The sequence below is a fragment of the Sphingomonas sp. S2M10 genome, assembly GCF_012650175.1.
Lineage (GTDB): Bacteria > Pseudomonadota > Alphaproteobacteria > Sphingomonadales > Sphingomonadaceae > Sphingomonas.
Genome location: NZ_JAAILI010000024.1, coordinates 1 through 16,608 on the forward strand (window position 1 = coordinate 1; position 16,608 = coordinate 16,608).

Annotated in this window: 13 protein-coding genes; 9 read left to right on the top strand and 4 right to left on the bottom strand. The window is 62.9% G+C overall.

The window, feature by feature from the left end:
- Positions 1 to 87 precede the first annotated feature (87 nt).
- The 4 genes from S2M10_RS06815 to S2M10_RS06830 all read right to left on the bottom strand — a co-directional run bounded on the left by S2M10_RS06815 (position 88) and on the right by S2M10_RS06830 (position 5,900).
- Positions 88 to 2,361, bottom strand: coding sequence for a strawberry notch-like NTP hydrolase domain-containing protein (locus tag S2M10_RS06815; RefSeq protein WP_168845446.1), 2,274 nt, complete (start codon positions 2,359 to 2,361; stop codon positions 88 to 90).
- Positions 2,362 to 2,512: 151 nt separating this feature from the next.
- On the bottom strand, positions 2,513 to 4,594 hold the full coding sequence (locus S2M10_RS06820) for a ParB/RepB/Spo0J family partition protein (protein WP_168845447.1): 2,082 nt from the start codon (positions 4,592 to 4,594) through the stop codon (positions 2,513 to 2,515).
- Between the two features lie 33 nt (positions 4,595 to 4,627).
- Positions 4,628 to 5,539, bottom strand: a complete 912-nt coding sequence (locus S2M10_RS06825; protein ID WP_168845448.1) for a toprim domain-containing protein — start codon at positions 5,537 to 5,539, stop codon at positions 4,628 to 4,630.
- A 163-nt stretch (positions 5,540 to 5,702) separates the two neighbouring features.
- Complete coding sequence (locus S2M10_RS06830; protein WP_168845449.1) at positions 5,703 to 5,900, bottom strand: hypothetical protein; 198 nt, start codon at positions 5,898 to 5,900, stop codon at positions 5,703 to 5,705.
- Between the two features lie 218 nt (positions 5,901 to 6,118).
- On the opposite strand from S2M10_RS06830, the gene S2M10_RS06835 reads away from it, so the two are divergent.
- The 9 genes from S2M10_RS06835 (at position 6,119) to S2M10_RS06875 (ending at position 16,519) form a co-directional block, all read left to right on the top strand.
- Positions 6,119 to 6,937 (top strand): hypothetical protein, encoded by an 819-nt coding sequence (locus S2M10_RS06835; protein ID WP_168845450.1) that lies wholly within the window; start codon positions 6,119 to 6,121, stop codon positions 6,935 to 6,937.
- 363 nt (positions 6,938 to 7,300) lie between these two features.
- Positions 7,301 to 8,059, top strand: a complete 759-nt coding sequence (locus S2M10_RS06840) for an autoinducer binding domain-containing protein (RefSeq protein ID WP_168845451.1) — start codon at positions 7,301 to 7,303, stop codon at positions 8,057 to 8,059.
- 77 nt (positions 8,060 to 8,136) lie between these two features.
- On the top strand, positions 8,137 to 8,763 hold the full coding sequence (locus S2M10_RS06845; RefSeq protein WP_168845452.1) for an acyl-homoserine-lactone synthase: 627 nt from the start codon (positions 8,137 to 8,139) through the stop codon (positions 8,761 to 8,763).
- Between the two features lie 10 nt (positions 8,764 to 8,773).
- Positions 8,774 to 9,685 carry a phytanoyl-CoA dioxygenase family protein gene (locus S2M10_RS06850; RefSeq protein ID WP_168845453.1) on the top strand — a complete coding sequence of 304 codons (912 nt, stop codon included), beginning with the start codon at positions 8,774 to 8,776 and terminating at the stop codon, positions 9,683 to 9,685.
- A 51-nt stretch (positions 9,686 to 9,736) separates the two neighbouring features.
- Complete coding sequence (locus S2M10_RS06855) at positions 9,737 to 10,084, top strand: winged helix DNA-binding protein (protein WP_168845454.1); 348 nt, start codon at positions 9,737 to 9,739, stop codon at positions 10,082 to 10,084.
- 341 nt (positions 10,085 to 10,425) lie between these two features.
- Positions 10,426 to 10,914, top strand: a complete 489-nt coding sequence (locus tag S2M10_RS06860; protein WP_293983986.1) for an RNA polymerase sigma factor — start codon at positions 10,426 to 10,428, stop codon at positions 10,912 to 10,914.
- Positions 10,907 to 11,968, top strand: a complete 1,062-nt coding sequence (locus S2M10_RS06865) for a FecR domain-containing protein (RefSeq protein WP_168845455.1) — start codon at positions 10,907 to 10,909, stop codon at positions 11,966 to 11,968. Before S2M10_RS06860 ends, S2M10_RS06865 begins: the two co-directional genes overlap by 8 nt.
- A gap of 106 nt (positions 11,969 to 12,074) precedes the next feature.
- On the top strand, positions 12,075 to 14,639 hold the full coding sequence (locus S2M10_RS06870) for a TonB-dependent receptor (protein ID WP_168845456.1): 2,565 nt from the start codon (positions 12,075 to 12,077) through the stop codon (positions 14,637 to 14,639).
- 74 nt (positions 14,640 to 14,713) lie between these two features.
- Positions 14,714 to 16,519, top strand: a complete 1,806-nt coding sequence (locus S2M10_RS06875) for a hypothetical protein (protein WP_168845457.1) — start codon at positions 14,714 to 14,716, stop codon at positions 16,517 to 16,519.
- Positions 16,520 to 16,608: the final 89 nt, after the last annotated feature.

A 16,608-nucleotide genomic window follows, 5' to 3' on the forward strand; every position in this document is an offset into this window, starting at 1 on the left:
TGCCTCCTCAGCTGGTCCAGGGACCGCCGAGGTTCGCAACCAATATAATGCGCAGCAACCGCGCCCACTATCACGGGAATTCGGTGGCTACGCCGCGTTCCTGCGCATTACCGCGACCTCGCGATAAGCGATCTTATGCGCAGCTGCGCATAAGATCGACCAGGCGTCGGCATAGGCATCGTAGATCGCGATCTGCTCGGGCGTGAGCCGATGTTCGAGCGGGTCATAGTCGACGCCGGCGAACGTCAGTGCCCGCGCGGTGTAGAGGCCGAGCGCTTTCAGGTCGCGCGCGACGATCTCCATCGCCGCGATCCCGCCGCTGCCGAGCGCCGCCATGAACGCCTCTCGCGTGTCGAACGCCGAGCCCTGCCCCCACAGGCCGAGCCGACTCGTGTAGCAGAGATTTGCCGGGTCGGTGGCGCCGGTCGCGCTGTTGTAGAGGACGCACGCGCGCGGCAGCAGGTTCTGGAGGCGGACACCGGCCAAACCCTGCTCGGACCCTTTCTGGGTGCCGTATTGGGTGTCGGTGCCCGCGGCATTGGCGAGCTCATGGGCCTCGTCGAAGGCGATGACGCCATCAAAGTCTTCGCCAAGCCAGGCGAGGATCTGCTGCAGGCGGGATTGGGCGTCGTCGCGCTGTGAGCGGAGAGTCGCAAAAGTCAGGAAAAGGATGCCGGTGTCCATCGTGATCGGGGTGCCGAACGGGAAGGCATCAAGCGGCTGGATGTCGATCGCGAGCCCGCCAAGTGCGGACCAGTCACGGCGCGCATCTTCGATCAGGGCGCTGCTCTTCGAAATCCACACCGCCCGGCGCTGGCCGCGGCACCAGCGATCGAGAATGCAGGCCGCGATCTGCTGGCCCTTGCCGACACCCGTGCCGTCGCCGACCATGAATCCCATCCGGTAGCTGCGGCCGTCGGTATCAGGCGTGAGCAGCGTGCCCGCGGGGTTAGGCAGGTGACGCCCCGGCAAGTCGCGGGCGAAGGCTTGGCCAGCGTAGATTACGGTCTCAAGCTGGGCGTCCGACAAGGCGGACACGGCTCGCCGGGGCAACATCGGCCGATAGGTCGGCGCCGGCGGCAGGATGGACGACATCGCCACTGACTCGACGAGTTGATCGGGATGGGGATTCGGCGCGGCGAAGGCGAGACGAGACAGCCTCCAGGGCGCGTAGATGCCGATCTGGTCGCCGCTCGCTGGGGGCGTCGCCAGGATGTCATAAGCGAGAAGCTCGGGGTCACCCGCGATTGTCGGGACAAGCGGCGGCGCGATCGTCTTCATCGGTTCGACCCGCGAAAACAGGCCGCCCTTGCGCGGAGGCGCAGAAGGCACCGGCGCGACAGGGAGCGGAAGCATGGCGGGTGTCGGAGGCGTCGGATCCCCGTCATCGAGCCGGGGCGGAACCTGCAGGACGAGTGGCAGCGCCTCAGCCAGATCGGCGGCGACATGGCACGCGGTTTCGCCAGTCCAGCTCTTGTCGAACACCAGCAACCGGATCGAGATCGCGGTCCCGTGTTTGGCATAAGGCTGGCCGTGGATCGTGATCTCGAAGCGCGGGCGTACGACGGCGCTGACCGCCGCATAGCCCTTGGCCCCGGCGCCATCGCGGGCAAAAGCGGGCGACATCAGCGCGACACATCGCCCGCGGTGACCAAGACGCTGGAGCGCGGACCGCAGATGACGCGCGCCAGCGTGGCGATCGCGGCCGCGTGCCTCGCTGCGCGAGAAAGGCGGATTGATCAGCGCGACCGTCGGCCTGTCCGCAGGGTCGAGCAGGTCGTGGATGAATTCGGCATCGTAGCGGGTCACCGGCTGGCCGAAGAGCGATGAGAGGATATCAGCCCGGAGCGGATCGCGCTCGTTGAGCAGCAACCGAGCACCTATCTGGCGGGCATGAACCGCGAGCATCCCCGTCCCCGCCGAGGGTTCGAGCACGACGTCGGCCTGCGTGATCCGAGCCGCACAAGCCACGAGCCAGGACAGCTGGAGCGGGCTGGAGAATTGCTGAAGATCGACCTGGCGCTCACTGCGATAGCTCTGCGTCGGCAGGCGCCGCGACAGATGGTCGCGAGCCGCCATCGCCGCGGCGGGATCATCATGGTCGATAAGGCCGGCGACCGGGTCGAGCGCGAGTATGGTCTGGGCGGCTTCGAGCGCTTCATAGGCATCGCGCATCGACCAGTCGCCCGCAGCGTCGGACCCGCCGACATGCGCGCGCATCAGCGATCTGAGACACTGGCGCGAAACGCTCGCCCCGGTGGAGAGCTGGTCGGCGAGGATCCTGGCGATATGGAAGAGCTGGCCCGCCTTGGCGCATGGGTCAGTAGCCGCGGCGCAGGCGGCGAGAAGCGGATAGGTCATAAAGGATACTCCTGCAGGCTGAGCGAGAGCCCATGGCCCTCCCCGACGCCGCCACCCCCTTCCCTCCACCTTGCGAAGGGGTTCGGGCGCGGCGGGGCGCGATCGGTCGAAACGGGGCCGCAGCAGGTGCCGCAGCCCCGATCCTCAGCGGTCAGGCGGCTTCCGGCAATTCGACGGGTTCCTCCCGGTCCTGCTCGACTTCCTCGCCCCGCTGTCCCGTTTCCGGCTCGGCGACCGGCTCGGGCTGGGCCGGATCGGCGGAAGCATCAGCAGCCTCGAACAGGCTCGCGTCTCCGGGATCTTCCGCCGCGAACCGCATCGGACCCGGCAGCCACGCGACCGCGCGCTCCTTGGCTTCGGCCTCGGCGATGATCTGCCCAGCGAACAGCTTCTCCGCCGACGCCGCGAGATCGAACTTGCGCGAGGCGGCGTAGCGGGACTTCAGCTCGGAGCCGCCAATGGCGTCGAACAGCCCCAGGATCGCCGGTTTGGTAATGCGATCGAAGAAGTTGCGCGCGGTCGGCCGCCACCAGGCCTTCACGTCGATCCGAAGCTTCGCGCCGAGATGGTTGAGGAAGCCGCTGCCGGTCATGCCATCGGGAACCGCGTGCAGGGTGCGGGCGACCGCCCAGCCCAGCCATGCGGCGCGAGCGGCATCGTCGAGTGCGCAGAAGGCATCGTAGCGTTCCTCGATATCCTTGTGATCGAGCCAGCTGCGATCGAGCGCCTCGTCCAGCTTCGCCAAGGCCTGGGCGGCGGGCGTCTCGCTTTTGAAGCCGGACACCCGCGGCGAGGGCGCCTTGGCCCGCAGTTCGCTCGGCATCCCGCTCCAGCCCATGTGGCACGCATCGTCGACCATGATGAAGGTGCCAAGGTCGAGGGCGAAATGCGGGTCGCTGGCGACGTGCAGCGCAAGCAACTCGGTCTTCATCATCGCCAGCTCGTCCTTGAGCTTCTGGCTGTAGGTCTCGCCCTGGGGTGCGTCGGCGGTCTCTTGATCGAGGTCCGCTGCATCCGGGTCCGGGTCCTCGTCGCCATCAACGTCCTCGCCTTCGTCGACTTCGTCGGGGTCTTCCGAAGCAGCGACGAAAAGCTGCTCGTAGAGCCGAGGCTCGCCGTCCTGTCCGATCATGAGATAGGCGATCGCCGAGCACTTCTGATCGTCCGAGAGCATCACGCCGGTATCGAGGATAGCGCCGATCTCTTCCTCGAGCGTCTCGATCCGAGCTTCCTGTTCCTCGGTATAACCATCGGCCTCTTCGGCGACCCGTTCGATCTCGGCGAGTTCGGCCTCGATCTCCACCTGGCGCGCTTCTGCCTCGGGCGCGAGCGGCACTGGTTCGCCGTCGAGACGGGCGAGCCGGAAGGTCTCCGAATAAGGAATGCTGGTCGCCGACACGGTGCGAACTTCCGCGAAACCCTCGCGCTCGCGAAGCGCCGCGGCCGATCTGGCAAGGACCTCATCGACGAGCTTGTCCACGATATCGCCGTCCCGCCAGAGTTCGGTGGACGCATCGGTATATAGGTCGGCATCGATGCCGCCGCCGGCGGCAAGATAGGCGTCGCGGCCAATCAGCATCGCCTTGGGATCGCCGCCCTTGTAGGAGCCGCTTTCGACCGCCCGACGGATCTCGTTGGCATTATGCCGGTAATAGCCCTGCGACATCTGGGCGAACACCTTGGCCTGGCGATCGGTGTCGCTGGTGTGGGCGTAGGCGGTGGCAACGTCGATCGTGATCTCGCCGGTCCGCAGCGCATCGAAGACCGGTTCGGCGAGATCGGCGAGACGCAAACGCCCGAGGACGAAGCGTTCGGTCTTGCCGAACCGCTTGGCGACATCCGCCGGGGTCTTCTTCTCACGCTCGATGATCGCCTGGAAGCCGCGGCATTCGTCGGCGGGGTTCATCGCGAGATTGAAGTAATTCTCGGCCATGCTCATCTCGATCGCATCGCGGGCGTTCTTCACCGGCAGGACCGGCACCATGAAATCCTCGCCGAAAACGCCCTTGGCGATCAGATTGTGGATCCGCTCGAGACGGCGTCCGCCGCCGAAGATGCTGAAATGCCCCTTCTTGCGGGGCACTGCGACGCCGATCAGGTTCTGAAGGACGATGCCGCTCTCGCCGATATTGGCTTCGAGCTCGGCGTCGGCATCCGCGTCGCTTTGGGTGCGGACATTGTGCGGCGACTTGGAGCAGTCGAGCGCACGGACGTAAATGATGTTCGGGTTCATCGGGTTCACTCCATCGGCGGAGCCGCCTGACCATCAGGCCGCTAACCGCACCCGATCCCCCACCCCCTTCCCCTCCATCAGGAGGACGCGGTTCCAATCGTTCAGCCCATGCCAGGGCCATAAGGTATCGATCGTGCGACCGGCACGCGCATAGGCAATCCTGGCCTGCTGCTCGGCAAGGCGGCCCGCCGGATCGTTGTCGGGCAGAAGGATGAGCCGCTGCACGAAGTCGGGAATGGCGATGCGTGCTAGACGCTCGGCGCCGAGCGTCGCCCAGACCGGGATGCCGAGCAGGAGAGCAGCGGACTCCGCCGTCTCGACACCCTCGGCGATCCCGAGGCAGTTGCCGACCGGGTGGAGCCGGACTGAGCCGGAGAGCGGCCGACCCAGCGCGAGCTTCGGTTTCGATAAATCGGACGCCAGCATGGGCCGTTGAGGATCGAGGAACATCCGCTGGACGGCGACCACCAGGGATCGCTCCTGAATGGCAGCAACAAGCGCCGGGCGGAAGCGAACGGCCCGCTCTCGGCCCAGAGGTGCGCGAGGGTGGAAACGCAAGGCGGGCGACAGGTTGAGGATTCCACGGCTGGCGAGATAGGCAGCCGCCGGCGTACCCTCTATGGGTCGAGCCTCATTCCAAAGAGCGCGCGCCCGCTCGGCCATGACCATGTCGCGATCGGACGCCGCAGTCGAACTGGCCGCAGCGCCGACCGGCACGTCGAAATTCAGCCGTCGGATAGCGCGCAGGATCTCCACGCCGGTGCATCCGGCGAAGCATTTGAACAGCAGGCTGCGGTCTCCGACACGCACCGAGAGACTGGGCGTGCGATCGGCATGCGCTGGACAGCGACACATCCCGCCATTTGGCCGCCAGATGCCGCCGAGACGCGTGACCAGGTCGGAAGCGGCCACCTCGAGTTCGAGGTTCTGTGCGAATGCAGACATGTGATCGGTCCACCCTGCTGAAGAGAATATCCGACCGACTTACCCCCCTCCCTTCTTCGTCATGACGATTGACTGCGGCGCGGTGCGGCGCGCCGAGGTGCCGCCTTGGGTTGTCTTTGGATCGGCGCGCGGGCCACGGCCCAGCGGGGGAAGAGGACAAAGCTTACTGGAGGGTCGTGCCGGAACTCAGTGTGAGTGCGACGGCGTTGCGAATGATAAACCAGTCCGAAAACTGCTCCAGGTCTCCGGCGGCCATGGACTCGTCGATCCTGGCCTGAAGGAAGGCGCCCACCGCATCGCCATGCTGCGCGATCAACTCGCGGGCGATCATGAAGGCCCTGGCATCCTCGTCCCGATCCACGGCGAGGAGAATAGTATTGCCTGGCCATTGGCGCCATGTCCCAGACCAGAAATCAATCCGGAACCGGTACTAGTCGATTGGGCCCTCTTACCGGCGATGCGTGCAGCAGGCCTCGACTGGACTGTCTGCGAGAACCGAACAATGCCAAGGGAAATCGAAGCGGTGACCTCGGAAGCTGATGTCCCCAGCGTGCACATTGCCCGAAAGGAAACAGGCGGATGAATGATGGCCTCCCCATGCGCTGGGGTTTCATTTTCCACTCGGTTCGCAACTACATGTCCGACTTGGCCGAGCAGTGGCACAGCGACGACATCTATCTCTGGAAGAACGAGCCGGGCCACGTCTCGATCGAATTCACGTTCGCGTCGCCGCATTTCAACCGTGCCCGCGACATGTACGATCTCACCGATCGGGCAACCGCACTGAAGGCGGTCCTCGACGGCGCGATGATGCTTGGGGTCGGTCCCCGGGTAAGCGCCTACGAACCCTTTGCGCTCGGCGAGATCATCAATCTGAGGGATCATGTCAGACGGGACGGGCCAGGTCTCGGAAATGTGCTGGTCGAGCCATTCGATCCGCTATCGACCTTCCCGGTCGGCACCAAGATCATAACGCATGACCGCTACAACCCCGAAAATATGATCTTGCAGGCGCGGCAGGATCCGATCGCCCTGGGCGTGCTCAAGCATCTCGGCTTCAATGGTCCCGATTATCGCACCCTCTATGCCCTGTTGGACTGGATGGAATCCGAGGGCTGGAACGAGAAACGGGTTGCCGCTGTCACCGGTCAGGATGCTGAGGTGGTCAAGGCGTTCACGGGCACCGCGAACAACGCGACTATTCTCGGCCCGCTGGCGCGCCATGGCGAGAAACGCTGGCAGGTCCCAAAATCGATCATGACGCTCGAAGACGCGCAAGCGCTGATTCTCCCCGCGACGAAGGCGTTTCTCAGATCGCGGGCTGAAACGTTCGATGCGACGGGCGCGTGGCCCGTTTACGTCAGGCCCTCGAAGAAGGCACGCGCTGCAAAGGAGTGATGAGAACTCAAAGATCTTCGCCAAGGCTCGGCATGTCATCGAGGGAGGCCAGCGCAGCCATCGTTCATCCGATAGGATGCGGTTGGCCCCGGAAGCGCTGTCGACAATTCCCGACGCGAGCGATCATCGTAGCGGGGCCCGTTACCGAGTGGTTGTCGTTGCGACGCGATGCTTGCTCGTCTCAGTGTGACCTTAGATCGGGTCAAGTAGCAGGCACGTTGGCCTGCATTCTTCAGCAGAAGATGCTTTCGAGAGAATTCATCCAAAATGAACATATATCAGGCGCCACTGTTTGGGCGCAAGATATTACAATAACTGACGCTGATTAAGCGGATTCTTGTCGCTCCAGTACGGAGTAGACAGATGGCAGACCAATTCGATTTCAATGGGATGATTAGCGGCTTCCTCCTCGCCAAAGACGAGGCTGATCTACATAATCATCTAGACCGCTGCGCGCACGAGCTCGGCTTTAGGAAATTTGCCATGGGTCACCATGTTGACCTGAGCGGCCCTCCACAAGATGCCATTCGCGTCACCAACTATGATCCCGCGTGGATCGAGCGATCGCTCGGTGATGGCTATTTTGTCTATGACCCTGTGCATCAAGCGAGCACGAAGACTGCGATGGGTTTTTTGTGGTCGGACATTCCTGATATGATCCGATTGACCAAGGCCCAGAAGGCGGTTCTTGAAGCCGCGCGTCCTTATGGCCTGAGCGAAGGCTACACGATTCCGGTCCATGTCCCCGGCGAATATCGCGGCACCTGCTCGTTCGGTGCGGACTCGCTGGATGGTCTTCGGGCAAATGCGCTCCCCCTCGCAAACATGATCGGAACCTACGCGTTCGAGTGCGCGCGTCGAATCATGCGCTCGCGACGCGGCGGTTCCGACGGACCGCCGAATGTGCCCCAGCTGACTGACCGGCAGCGCGATTCCCTGGTGCTCGTCGCACGTGGCAAGGGCGACCCGGAGATCGGTACGCTCCTGGGTATCGCCGCGACGACCGCGCATGGGCATGTCGAGAATGTCCGCCGCGCCTATGGAAATGCCCAGCGTCCGTTGCTGGTGGCACGCGCCCTGTTCGACGGGCAGATCTCCTATTCGGAGGTGTTCGGACGCTGACAACCCTCTGATCAGTCTGTGGCGACCGTCGCGTTTATGAGCGAGCTGTCCTTCCGCTAAACAGCGGGAGAAGCTCAATGATCCAGTATTTCCCGGGGCATCGCGGTCCCGGCGCGTCGGCGGCGCTCGACAATATGCACCGTGATCGCAAGCGCGTCTTTGTCGACTTGCGGCGGTGGGAGGTGCCCGTGATCGACGGGCAGTTCGAAGTCGATCAGTTCGACAGCGAGCACGCCGTCTATCTGATCAGCGCCGGCGACGACGGGACGCACTATGGCTCGATCCGACTGCTGCCAACTGATCGGCCGCATATTCTCGGATCGCTCTTCCCGCACCTCTCCGACGGTCCAAGCCCGACCGGGCCTGACGTCTGGGAAATCACCCGCGGCTGTCTCTCACCCCGCCTTCGCGCTGCCGAGCGGCTTCGCGTTCGCAATCGGCTCACAACGGCGACGGTGCAGTATGCCCTTCTCCATGGCATCTCGCGCTTTGTCTGCGTGGCGGATTCTGGATGGCTCTCCCAAATTCTGTCGCTTGGCTGGAACTGCGAGCCGCTGGGCGAGCCCCAGCTGATCGCCGGCGCTACCACCGGTGCGTTGCAGATCCACATTTCCGCCCGGACCATAGAGCAACTCCGCGAAGCCGGCAGCTATGCGCCCGTTCGTCTGCAGCTTGGCGGCGGCGCGACGCCGCTCGCGGCGTAAGGAGGCGGCGATGCTCATCGAGCCAATCCTCGGCCGGAGGAATGCCGACATCGCGCGCTGGGTGGAGGCTCTGTCCGCAGATGGGTACTGCATCATTCCTGATGCGGCCCCGCCGGCTGCGGTCGCCGCCCTGGCTGCCGACATGAACCCCGAGTTCGAAAGGACTCCGCACGCAACCGGACCATTTTACGGCGAATGGACAAAACGCTTTCATGGGTTGCTACGGCGCTCTTTGCACATGGACGGGTTCGTTCGGAACGAGCTTGTCCTGGGGATCGTCGAGAATATCCTCGGCCCCGCGTGCGACAGCATCCAGCTCAACCTGACACAGGCGATCGAGGTCCTCCCCGGCGGGCTGGTCCAACCTCCGCACCGCGACCAGGACATGTGGCCCGTCCGCACATCCGGTGTCGAATATCTGGTCAATGTGATGTGGCCGTTCACGCCGTATACGGCCGCCAATGGGGCGACGCGCGTCTGGCCTGGAAGCCATCTGCGGCAGGACGAGATCCTGATCGACCCGGCGGAAGCCGTCGCTGCCGAAATGGAGCCAGGGGCCGCCTTGCTGTTCCTCGGGTCTACGCTCCATGGCGGCGGCGCGAACCGGACCATGGCGTCGAGGCGCGGCATGATCGTCAGTTACAGCCTGGGCTGGCTGAAGCCGTACGAGTTGCCTTGGCTTGCCTACCCCCCGGAGGTCGCCCGCACCTTCCCTGCCCCTCTGGCCGAGCTGGCGGGGTACCGGGCGCACCGCCCCAACCTCGGGACCTTCGAGGGTCGCTGTCCATCGACCCTGCTGGGCGGACCACCGACCGGCGCACTCGGGGCGGTCGATGCCCTGAGGCCCGATCAGGAGGCGCTGATCGAGCAGTTCCATGCCGGACTGTTGCCGGCGGGGCTGCGCCTGTCCGGGGGAATGTGAGCCGTGGTAAACGAGCTCCACGGCGTTGGCCCAACGTTAGACCGGCGCGCCATGGTTCGCTGGGCGGCTCGGGCACACTGCCTGCTCAGCGCTCGGTTCGGCGAAGATCTGTTCTCCATGCCGGCGCTGAACATGCTGTTCGACCTCTATGTGAGCGAGATCCGGCAACCGAGGTCGCTCAGCAACCTTTGTGCCGCGTCAAAGGCCCCGGCGCGAACCGCGCTAAGAATGATTAACCGACTGGTCGAGCGGGATCAGCTCATGCGGATTCCCGATCCGAGAGATCAGCGCCGCGTGAACGTAGATCTGTCGCCCAACGGCAGGCAGCAACTCGATGCATATTTCGACGCCTTGCTCGAGTTGCTGGGCGAAACCGAACTGAACAGCGATCCGCCTTGAGTCCCATTCAGCAACTCGTGCGACGCAAGACACGGCTCTGGATCAAAGACTTGCATCCAAAACGGAGTTAATACACATTTGCGATGCAGATGGCAGCGAGGCTGGTCGCCAACTGCAGGGTAGACCTGACCAATTATCTAGAAGCGCTGATCCATGGTGGTTTGGCGCGCGCTTTGGACCAACTACGCCAGCCCGTCTGGATGGATCCACTGTGCCCTTTTTACCGACAATCCATAGTGACGCCGCTCGCCCGGCGCTGCTGAATAACCTTGTTTGACGAAACGGGGCGACCGGGAGATGGCGCAGACAAACGCTCCCCCGAGCCGGAAGGAATCGATCGCGTGCAGCTCGAGGCGGTTTACCGCACGGAGGCCCCTCGCCTCAGACGCCTCCTCGGTCGCAAGGTCTGGATAGAGGATGAGCGAGACGACCTCGTCCAGGAGGCATTCGCGCGCCTTGCCTCGGCGAGGTCGGGCGCCGCGTCGCAGAACCCTGGCGCGTACCTTCACGGGATCGTCCGCCATCTGTTGGCGGACCGTGTCCGGAAGTGGGCGCGAGCGCGAAGTATCCGGCGTATGCTCGAGACTGCGCCTGGTCCGGAGGCGCTCTCTCCCGAGACGGCTGCCGAAATAAATCAGATGCGAGAGCGATATCGCGCCGCGGTCGACACTCTGCCACCGAGGACACATGAGGTGTATATGCTGCATCGTGCAGAGGAACTGGAATATAAGTTGATCGCCGAACTGCTCGGCATCAGCATCCGCACAGTGGAATGGCATATGGCTCAGGCACTCATCCGGATCAGCAAGAGCTTTGACGCCGATGGATGACAAGCACGTGCCGAGCGAGGCTCCCCGGCAGGATCAGTTACTTGAGGAAGGCTCCTTCTGGTTCGCGCGGATGCGCGGTCCGGACGCCGAAATGCACCGCGCGCAATTCGATGCCTGGCTCGCGCGCGGAGCGGCACATCTTGGTGCCTATAATCGCGCCGGCGAGATTTTCGCATTGGGCAAATTCCTGGCGGAGTCGCCCAACGCCGAAGCCAGCGAGGCACGTGCGTCGGCTTACGGCGGGTCGTCATGGTGGAAAGGCTTCGTGTGGCTGGCGCTGGTGGTCGTCACCGTCGGCACCGGAGCCTGGATCAAGCGCGACGCGCTAATCGACGCGTTCGGATACGCACCCGAGATCGCCGCGGAGCAAGCACCTACACTCCGCCCCGGCATCGCGCTGGCGACGCGGGTCGGAGAACGTCGCAGTTTCACCTTGGCCGATGGATCGAAGGTGACGCTTGATCCGGACAGCCAGCTCCTGGCAGCCTTAGGGACCGAGCGACGCGAGCTAAGCCTCAAGCGCGGCCGGGCCCGGTTCGATGTGGCTCACGAGTCCCGTCCGTTCGTCGTCTTCGCTGGCGGCGGCAGCGTAACGGCGCGAGGCACGATATTCGATGTGATCGTCGGCAAGAGCGATGCCGTGACAGTGCGCCTGCTTCGGGGCGCGGTCGACGTCGTTCGACCGGCGACCTCCCGCGACGCCAAGCCCGCGGTGGCCCGTCTGGCACCCGGGGAAGAGTTCAGTTTCGGAGAAACCGGCGTGCCTGATCTTGGCGCGTCAACGAAGACTTCCGGCGCGACGGCACCCGAGCCAGCACCGGCCGCTCTCGCGGCCAGGGAGTACAGCATGGCACCATTGTCCGCTGTGATCGCCGAGACCAACAAGGGATCGGGGTTGCTGATCAGGGCTGCCGACCCTGCCATCGGCGCCCTAAAGGTATCCGGGCGTTTCCGGATCGATGACCCCGAGCGCGTCGCAGAGCGCCTGGCAACCTTGTTCGATCTGGAGATCGATCGGAGCCACAGTGATGAAATTGTGCTCCGGTCTCAATGACAATCGGGTGAAAGATATTGTAGGGACGACCCCGTAGTTCGCGCCCTTGCGGCGATATCCCCCTCAAACCCTCGCCAAAATGGCGAGATCGAGAAGGGGGAAAATCATGGGATTTGTGCGGGACGGGGTTCGAATTCGACTGCTTGCTGCTGCGGCGATCACTGCATTGGCGATCGCCACGCCGGTCAGAGCACAGGAAGGTCAACGACGTGAATATAACGTCGAGGCCCAGAACCTTGGTGACGCGCTACGGACTGTAAGTCGCCTCTCGGGTCGTGAGGTCATCTTCACCGCGGAGGCGGTCGAGGGCAAAAATGCCCCTCGCCTCCGCGGAACTTACACGCCGGACGACGCAGTGCGTGCATTGCTCGAGGGCAGCGGCCTGACGGCGGAATTCCGGAAGGATGTTGTCCTCATCCGGGGGCGATCGGAGGCGCCGGGCGAGGTAGCGAACGACCCGGCAGCACAGAGCGAGATCCTTGTTACAGGGTCGCGCATCCGCGGCGCGCAGTCGGCCTCGCCGGTCATCTCGATCTCGCGAGACGAAATCGAGTCTGCAGGCCAGCGAAATATCACGGATGTTCTGGCCGCGATTCCACAGAATTTCACTGGCGGTCAGAATCCGGGTGTCGGTCAGGGTGTCGGAGGTAGCAACAACACAAGTTCTGCGACCAGTTTCAATTTACGTGGCGCTGGACCGGACGCGACTCTCACGCTCCTCAACGGACACCGGATAGCCTATAACGCACAATACCAAGCGATCGACGTCTCTTCGATCCCTTTCAGTGCGATCGAACGGATCGAGATTGTCCCCGATGGATCCTCCGCGCTTTATGGCTCTGATGCTGTAGCGGGCGTTGCCAATGTCATTCTGAGACCGGACTATGATGGCCTTCTCACCGACGTGAAGCTGAGTGGGTCGACAGACGGCGGTGCCGAGACCCAGCAATATGGCGTTCTCGCGGGAGCCACCTGGGCCTCCGGGGGTTTCATGGTCGCGTATGAGTTCGAACGCAGCACGGCGATTTATGGCCGCGACCGGAGTTACGCCAAAGCGCCCTCTCCGGGACTGACGCTCTATCCCTCTCTCAAGCATCATAATGCTGCGGTAAGCGGCCACCTCAGTATCACGAGCAATCTGAATTTTCGCGTTGATGGCCTTTATAACAAGCGCTGGAGCGATCGATATTCGCCGGTAGATAGCCGAGCAGACTATCTGCTAAACGGCATCCACATTGCGACAGACACCGAAGCCTTCGCGATTGCTCCGAGCCTCGAGCTTAAAATGCCAAACCGTTGGCAAGCGACCCTGTCGGGCAGCTACGCGCAGGACCATAGCCGTTTCAACCAAGAACAGTTTCTGAACGGTAGCCTTAGAGCTGGCACTTACATCTGCTATTGCAACACCGCGGGCACGGTTGAGATCAACGCTGATGGCCCGCTCTTCACATTACCCGGGGGCGACGCGAAAGTTGCGATCGGAGCAGGCTATCGAGCCAACCATTTCCAAGAAACACGGCAAAAGATCCACGCCTCGCAGGAAATTTCGTATGGCTTTGGGGAGCTCAGTCTTCCGCTGATCGCTCCGGACGTCGGCATACCGCTGGTGCGGCGCCTTACTGTCACGGCCGCCGTTCGCTTCGAGAAACCGTCGCAAGGCGACGGTGTTGCAACGCCAAAGCTTGGATTGGTCTACTCGCCAACGTCGGGTTTTGAGGTGCGCGGTACATGGGGACGGTCATTCCGAACGCCAACACTGTTCCAGCAGTATCAGTCCAAGGTCGTCGCCTTGTTCACGGCAGCGAGCCGAGGAGGATCCAACTATCCGTCTGGATCAACGGTCCTGCTTCTCCAAGGTGGGAGCCCCGACCTGAAACCTGAGAAAGCGTCGACCTGGTCGACGTCCGTCGCGCTCGATCCGTCTTGGCTTCCCGGGCTTCACCTAGAGGCCACCTACTTTGATATCGATTACTCCAGCCGGATCGTCGCGCCAGTCGGACAGGCCGCGAGAGCGTTGTCAAATCCCGCCTATGCAGATCTGATTACCTTCAGTCCCAGCGCGTCGGATATCGCGGACGTGCTGGCGGGCGGCACACCCGTAAATACGACGCCGACGCCGTTCGATCCCTCGAAGGTCGTTGCGATCATTCACAACCAAAATTTGAACGTTGCGAGTCAGACCCTTAGCGGCGTCGATGTTAGCGGGACGTACCGCTTCTCTTTAGCTGACGACAGTACGGTGACGCTTTCGCTGGCAGGGAGCTACTTAGACAGCAAAAGAAGGCTAAGCGCCCTACAGCCCGAGCTGCCTCTGGCCGGGGTGGTCTTCAACCCACCGCATCTTCGAGCCAGAGCCGGCGCGGTCTGGCGGGCCGGGCCATCTACCCTTGCGGCATACGCAAATTACATTTCGGGCGTCGAAGATACGAGGGTCGTTCCTACCAATCGGGTCGAGGGCATGACGACGGTCGATATCTCGGGTCGCCATTCTTTCACCCGCGGCCCGCGTCTTCTGAGAGGCCTCACCGTCTCCGTCACCATTCAGAACCTGTTTAACGTCAAGCCGGACACGATTGTGCAGCAATCGCTTGTCGCGGAGAGCCCGTACGACTCCACGAATTACTCCCCTTTGGGCCGGGTCGTCGCTTTCAGTCTATCCAAGTCCTGGTAAGCGCGATGCCAACGAAGAGTTGCGCCATGCGCAGACGGACTTTATCCTCGGTAGGTCGCCTGCGGGCGGTGGCAGTGGCCGGTCTCATCGCCTGTGGCGCGGTCGGAGCGCCGGAAGTTGCCGCCCAGAGTGGTAACGCGCCGACGCTGACAGATATCGTTGAGGCACGTTCGATCGACAGTCTTGTCCTCTCGCCGGACGGACAGCGGCTAGCCTTTCGTGTGATCGAGCGTTCCGTCGCCCGGAATAGCACGACAGCGCAATGGTACTGGGTCCCCATGGGAGAGCCGGCTGCTCCGGTGGCGCTCGGTTCTCCCACCGAACCTATGTGGGTACCCCTGTTCGATTTCATCGAGAATGGTGACGCGCAGTGGGATCCTGGGTCTACGACGCTGTATGTGAGGCAGGCGGGACGCCATGGCATACAAGTCCACCGGCTCGGGCCCCAAGGCGCCGATCGAACCGTCACCGAAGATCCGGCCGACGTAGTCAGCTTCTCCATCTCGGACGATGGAAAGACCATCTCCTACAAGACACGCAACACGCGAGAGGCCATTGCGAACGCCGCCATTCTTGAACAAAGAATGGGCATTCATCTCGACCGGACACTGGTCACCGACGGCCTTCCGCTGATCAACAACTTCCGCATAGGCGGCTCCATGGCCTCTTTGCGGAGAAGCGGTCCGTCAGAAGTGCTGCCCGGCCACTCCGGCGCACTTGCGACCAAATCGGTTGCGATCCCGGGCCGTGATCCTGTCCAAGACCGACCCGCCAAAGCGTCCGTCGACCAAAGGTCAGTTTACACGAGCCTGAGTGCGGAGACGGGCCTCGGTTTCAAGTTGGCTTCTCAACGGACTGCCGTTTCACTCGAAACAGTCGGGGCGATGTCCAAGCTCCTGCCCGTTCCCAAATACGAGCTCACGGCTACCTCCGAGGCCGGAGTCAAAAGCCCCTGCCGCGAAGTGTTCTGCGTCGGATTTTCTTACGCCCTCCGACAGGTCGTCCCAAACGAATCGAACGGCGAGATAGTTGTGCTTTATGAGGCTGACGAGGCCGGTCGTTCCGTTCTCTACGGCTGGAACCCTCTCACCGGCCGCAGTCGGACGATCTACGATCACCGAACGGCGCTGGACGGTGGATCTTCGTACGCTGGATCTCCGTGCCGTCGAAGCGGCAGATACCTGGCTTGTGTCGAGGCGGGTCCAACCCAGCCGCCCGAACTGGTGCGCATCGACATGGAAACCGGCGAGCGCGTGACGCTTTCCGATCCAAATCGATCGCTGGCACGCAAGGCTTTTGCCGCCGCGGAGTTGCTCTCCTGGACAGATGAAAGTGGAAGGCCTGCCAATGGAGTGCTCATGCGCCCGAAAGGTGCCTCGACACGGCATCCTCTGGTCATAACAACCTATCGTTGCCGCGGCTTCCTGCAGGGGGGAACGGGAAGCGTGGTTCCCGAGCATATCCTTGTGCAGCGAGGGATAGCTACGCTCTGCGTTAACACGCGAAGCGAGAATATTGCCGAGCGTGGTCCGGACGGGCACGAAATCCTCCTTGGGGTCCACAAGGCTTCCATCGAGTCCTATCGCTCTGCCATCAATCTTCTGTCGAGGTCCGGCGTCATAGACCCAGCTAAGGTCGGAATCTCAGGACATAGCTACAGCAGCAATGTTGTCGCCTATGCTCTGAGCAACACCAATCTCTTTGCGGCGGCGACACTGGGCACCGGCGTTACGATCGACCCTAACACCTATTATCTTACCGCGCCCGTGCCCGACAGCTGGCGGAAATCTGTACTGCGTTCGATGGCGCTGCCGGAGCCAACAAAGGACACGTCGAAGGTCTGTGACCTGCTCCCCATTTTCAGGCCGTTGATAACTTAGCTTCGGTGTCCATATGCCCTTGGCGGGGGCGGTTCGTAAACTCGGCGGGTGCCAACCCGCCAAGACTGCTATGCGGACGCACGGTATTG